Source organism: Achromobacter sp. DMS1 (assembly GCF_001270295.1).
The window spans coordinates 1-4896 of sequence record NZ_LHSJ01000295.1; the positions used below are offsets into that span (position 1 = coordinate 1).

Consider the following 4896-nt stretch of genomic DNA (forward strand, 5'->3'; position numbering starts at 1 on the left):
CGCAGCAGCCGCGCGCGCGCGCCGCGCGCCGACAGCCCCTCTTCGACCGCGCGCTCGGAGGTGTAGCGGATCAGGCCGGGTTCATAGTGCATCTTGTCCATGACCTGCGCACAGGCGTCGATGCACGCGCCGCAGCCGATGCACATGTATTGCAGGCCGTCGCGGATATCGATGCCGGTCGGGCAGACCTGCACGCAGAGGCTGCAGTCCACGCAGTCGCCCATGCCGGCCGACTTGTGATCCACTTTGCGCGAACGGCCTCCGCGCGGCTCGCCGCGCCGCTTGTCGTAGGTGACCACGAAGGTGTCGGGGTCCACCATGACGCTCTGGAAGCGCGCATAGGGGCACATGTACTTGCAGACCGACTCGCGCATGAAGCCCGCGTTGCCCCAGGTGGCGAAGCCGTAGAACAGCATCCAGAACCACTGCCAGGGACCGAGCTGCAGCGTGAAAAGCTGGTGGCCCAGCTCACGGATGGGCGCGAAATAGCCGATGAAGGTCGAGCCCGTCCACCAGGCCACGGCAATCCAGAGCGCGTGCTTGGTGATCTTCAGCCGGGCCTTGCGCCAGGTCCAGGGCGATTCGTCCAGGCGGATGCGCGCCACGCGGTCACCCTCGACCTTGCGCTCGATCCACATGAAGATTTCGGTATAGACGGTCTGCGGACAGGCATAGCCGCAGAACAGCCGCCCCGCCACCGCGGTGAACAGGAAGAGCGCCAGCGCCGATATCACGAGCAGCACCGCAAGGTAGACCACGTCCTGCGGCCAGAGCACCAGCCCGAACAGATAGAACTTGCGCGCGCCCAGGTCGAACAGCACGGCCTGGCGGCCGTTCCATTGCAGCCAGGGCAGCCCGTAGAAAATGACCTGCGTGAGGAACACGAACGCGATGCGCCAGCGGGCGAAGACGCCGCTGACGGACCGCGGGTAGATCTTGCGACGCACGTCGACCAGCGCTTCTTCCACGCTCTGGCCGCCGGGCCGCGCGGCGCGGACGTGCGGCCGCCAGGAAGGAGAACCGCTCCCTTCCTGGCCGCCCATCTGCGCGCTTGCGCCGTCTTTCATTGTGTTGCTCCGAGCTTTGTCCCGATGAATGCGGAAGGCGATCGGCCTTCCGCGTAGTGCGCCGCTACGGCTGCCCCTGCGCGCCCGCCTGACCGCCCGCCGCGTTGGACAGACCCCAGACCCAGGCCGCCAGCAGGCGGATCTGCTCGGGGGTCAGAATGGTTTCATGCGCGGGCATGGTGTTGGCGCGGCCCTCCAGAATGGTGCGCACGATGGCGGCTTCCGAGCTGCCGTAGAGCCAGGTGGCGTCGGTCAGGTTGGGCGCGCCCAGGTCGCGGTTGCCCTTGCCGTCCACGCCGTGGCAGGCCAGCGGCAGTACGTGTCGAAGTCGCGCTTGCCGCGGAACACGCGCACCGGGTCCGCCGCCAGCCCGGACAGCGAGCGCACGTACTGCGCGATGTCGCCGGCCGCCTTCGGATCGATGGCGCCCTTCCAGGGCGGCATGATGCCGGTGCGGCCCTGGGTGATCGTGGCCTGGATGTACTCGGGCGTGCCGGCGCCCAGCCAGTCCTTGTCGGCCAGGTTGGGAAAGCCCGGCCCACCCTGCGCGTCGGAGCCGTGGCACTGCGCACAGTTGTTCAGGAACAGGCGCTGGCCGATCTCGCGCGCGCCGGGGTCGGCGGCGACCTCGGGCATGGGCATGGCGGCATAGCGCGCGTAAATGGGCTTGATCTCTTCGGCCAGCCGGGCCTGGTTGCCGGCGACCTCGCGCGCCGTGGTGAAGCCCAGCATGCCGCCGAAGCTGCCCAGGCCGGGCATGAGCGCCAGGTAGCCCAGAGCGAACACACAGAGCAGCAGGTACATCCAGGTCCACCAGCGCGGCACGGGGTGGTTCAGCTCCGTCAGGTCGCCGTCCCAGACGTGGCCGGTGTCGCCGACTTCGCTGGACACGGTCTGGGTGCCCAGCCAGCGGCGCTGCGTGTACAGCAGCCAGAGGCACCAGAGGATGCCGCCCACCGCGATGATGGCGATGAAATATCCCCAGAAGCCGTTGACGAAATCGTTCATGACCGATTCGCTCCATCCTGTTGTTGTGCGGGCCCGAATTCGTCGGGCAAGGCGAAGGGCAGCATCGCCGATTCGCGGTTCGCGCCCTGGCGGCCGCGCGAGCAGGCCCACCAGACAATGCCGAAGAAAGTCGCCATGGAAATGACGGTGACGATCGCGCTCAGATAGGCCATGTCAGCCTCCCGCCGCCGGTTGCGCGGCCGTGGCCGGCTGGGCGGCCTTGTCCGCGGCCGCCGCCTGGCGCGCCTTGCGCACGCCCACGCCCAGCCCCTGCAGATAGGCCACCAGGGCGTCCTCTTCGGTCTTGCCTTCGATGGCCCGGGGAGCGGCCGCGATTTCCTCATCGGTGTACGGCACGCCCAGCCTGCGCAGAGCGCGCATGCGCTCCTGGACGTTCTGGCCGGTGAGCGTCGTCTTCTGCAGCCACGGGTAGGCCGGCATGTTCGATTCGGGCACCACCATGCGCGGATCGCGCAGGTGCAGGCGGTGCCATTCGTCGGAATAGCGCTCGCCCAGGCGCGCCAGATCGGGGCCGGTGCGCTTGGAGCCCCACAGGAAGGGATGGTCGAATACCGATTCCGCCGCCACCGAGTACGGTCCGTAGCGGTGCACTTCGGCCGCCAGCATGCGGACCTGCTGCGAATGACAGCCCACGCAGCCTTCGCGGATGTAGATGTCGCGGCCCATCAGCCGCAGCGGGCTGTAGGGCTCCACGCCCGCGATGGCCTGGGTGGTGCTGTGCTGGAAGAACAGCGGAACGATCTGCACCAGCCCCGCGAAAGACACCACCAGAATGCTGGCGATGATCATCCAGCCGATGTTCTTTTCGAGCGTCTGGTGGGAAAAGAAGCCGTGTTGCTTGTTGGCCATGGTGTCCTCGTCAAACGGTGGCGGGCTCGATGGCGGGCGCGGCGGCGGCCGGGGCCGGCCGGCGCCCGGCCTGCGGGTCGTCCTGCGGAATGGCCGGGTCCACGCCCTTGGCGCCGCCCACGGTCTTGAGCACATTCCAGGCCATGACGAACACGCCGGACAGGAAGAGCGTGCCGCCCAGCAGCCGTATCAGGTAGAAAGGCACGCGCGTCTTCAGCTCTTCGACGAAGCTGTAGACCAGGGTGCCATCGGCGGCCGTGTCGCGCCACATCAGCCCCTGCTGCACGCCGGCGATCCACATGGAGGCGATGTAGAGCACCACGCCGATGGTGGCGATCCAGAAATGCAGTTCCACGGCCTTGACGCTGTACATTTTCTCGCGGCCGTACAGGCGCGGAATGAGGTAGTAGAGCGAGCCGAAGGAAATCATGGCCACCCAGCCCAGCGCGCCCGAATGCACGTGGCCGATGGTCCAGTCCGTGTAGTGCGACAGCGCGTTCACGGTGCGGATGGACATCATGGAGCCCTCGAACGTGGACATGCCGTAGAACGACAGCGCCGTCACCATGAACTTCAGGATGGGGTCGGTGCGCAGCTTGTGCCAGGCGCCCTGCAGCGTCATGATGCCGTTGATCATGCCGCCCCACGAGGGCGCCAGCAGGATCAGCGAGAACGTCATGCCCAGCGACTGCGTCCAGTCGGGCAGCGAGGTGTAGAGCAAGTGGTGCGGGCCGGCCCACATGTAGGTGAAGGCCAGCGCCCAGAAGTGGACGATGGACAGCCGGTACGAATAGATGGGGCGGCGGCCTGCTTAGGCACGAAGTAGTACATCATGCCCAGGAAGCTGGTGGTCAGGAAGAAGCCCACCGCGTTGTGGCCGTACCACCATTGCACCATGGCGTCCTGCACGCCCGCATAGGCGGAGTACGACTTCCACAGCGTCACCGGCATCTCGATGTTGTTGAAGATGTGGAGAATGGCGATGGTGAGGATGTACGAGCCGAAGAACCAGTTGGCCACGTAGATGTGCTTGCTGCGGCGCTTGACGATGGTGCCGAAGAACACGATGGCGTAGGCCACCCAGACCAGCGTGATCAGGATGTCGATGGGCCATTCGAGTTCGGCGTACTCCTTGCTGCTGGTGATGCCCAGCGGCAGCGTGATGGCGGCGGCCACGATCACCGCCTGCCAGCCCCAGAAGGTGAAGGCGGCCAGCCGGTCACAGAAGAGACGGGCCTGACAGGTGCGCTGCACCACGTAGTACGAGGTGGCGAACAGCGCGCTGCCGCCGAAGGCGAAGATCACCGCGTTGGTGTGCAGCGGGCGCAGGCGTCCGTAGCTCAGCCACGCGGTATCGAAGTTCAACTGCGGCCAGATGAGCTGAGCGGCAAGCAGTACGCCCACGGCCATGCCGACAATGCCCCACACCACCGTCATGAGCGCGAATTGCCTCACGACCTTGTAGTTGAAGGTGTCGGCCTTGCTTGCGATTGCGGCGCAATCGTTCATCACCCTTCCCCTAAAGAAACAGATAGCTCCAGGTTCGGATGATGAGGGTTTGCCCAGGCGGCCGCGTTGATATGGATCAAGGGCGCGGACGCGCATTGGGGAACGCGGTGCGCGCGCAACGCCACACGCGCGCCGCGCTCAGCGGCGGCCGGCGGCTCCGCTGTCGTCGTCGCGCAGGATGGCCGAACCGCCGCATCGGTGTCGTCGTACTGGCCGTTGAACACCGCCCACCAGAGCGCACCCCGAGCGCCAGCACGAAGAGCAGCGAAAGCGGCAGCAGCAGGTAGAGAATGGTCATGGAGCCGCTTCCTGCGCACCGGCCGGCGCATCGGGCCCCGCCCCGGTCCAGTCGAGGCGGCACAGGCGCCAGGAGTGCCAGGCCACGCCCCAGCGAAGACACCAGCATGGTAATGGCCGCCAGCCAGGGGCGCGACCCCAGCCC

The 4896-nt window shown here is 66.9% G+C and carries 3 protein-coding genes and 3 pseudogenes; all 6 read right to left on the bottom strand.

Annotation, left to right across the window (positions count from 1 at the left end; genetic code table 11):
• Nucleotides 1-1067: cytochrome c oxidase accessory protein CcoG (gene ccoG, locus AD428_RS22795; protein ID WP_053246679.1), on the bottom strand; the 1067-nt coding region annotated here is incomplete at its 3' end.
• Nucleotides 1068-1131: 64 nt separating this feature from the next.
• A pseudogene (ccoP, locus tag AD428_RS22800) lies at nt 1132-2075 on the bottom strand (cytochrome-c oxidase, cbb3-type subunit III).
• Entirely contained in the window at nt 2072-2248 is a 177-nt protein-coding gene (locus tag AD428_RS22805; protein ID WP_053246680.1) for a cbb3-type cytochrome oxidase subunit 3, read from the bottom strand. Before AD428_RS22805 ends, ccoP begins: the two are co-directional and overlap by 4 nt.
• A gap of 1 nt (nt 2249) precedes the next feature.
• Nucleotides 2250-2945 (bottom strand): cytochrome-c oxidase, cbb3-type subunit II, encoded by a 696-nt coding sequence (gene ccoO / locus AD428_RS22810; protein ID WP_053246681.1) that lies wholly within the window; start codon nt 2943-2945, stop codon nt 2250-2252.
• A 10-nt stretch (nt 2946-2955) separates the two neighbouring features.
• Nucleotides 2956-4454, bottom strand: a pseudogene (gene ccoN, locus AD428_RS22815) (cytochrome-c oxidase, cbb3-type subunit I).
• Nucleotides 4455-4592: 138 nt separating this feature from the next.
• Nucleotides 4593-4752 (bottom strand): annotated as a pseudogene (ccoS, locus tag AD428_RS29845) (cbb3-type cytochrome oxidase assembly protein CcoS).
• Nucleotides 4753-4896 lie beyond the last annotated feature (144 nt).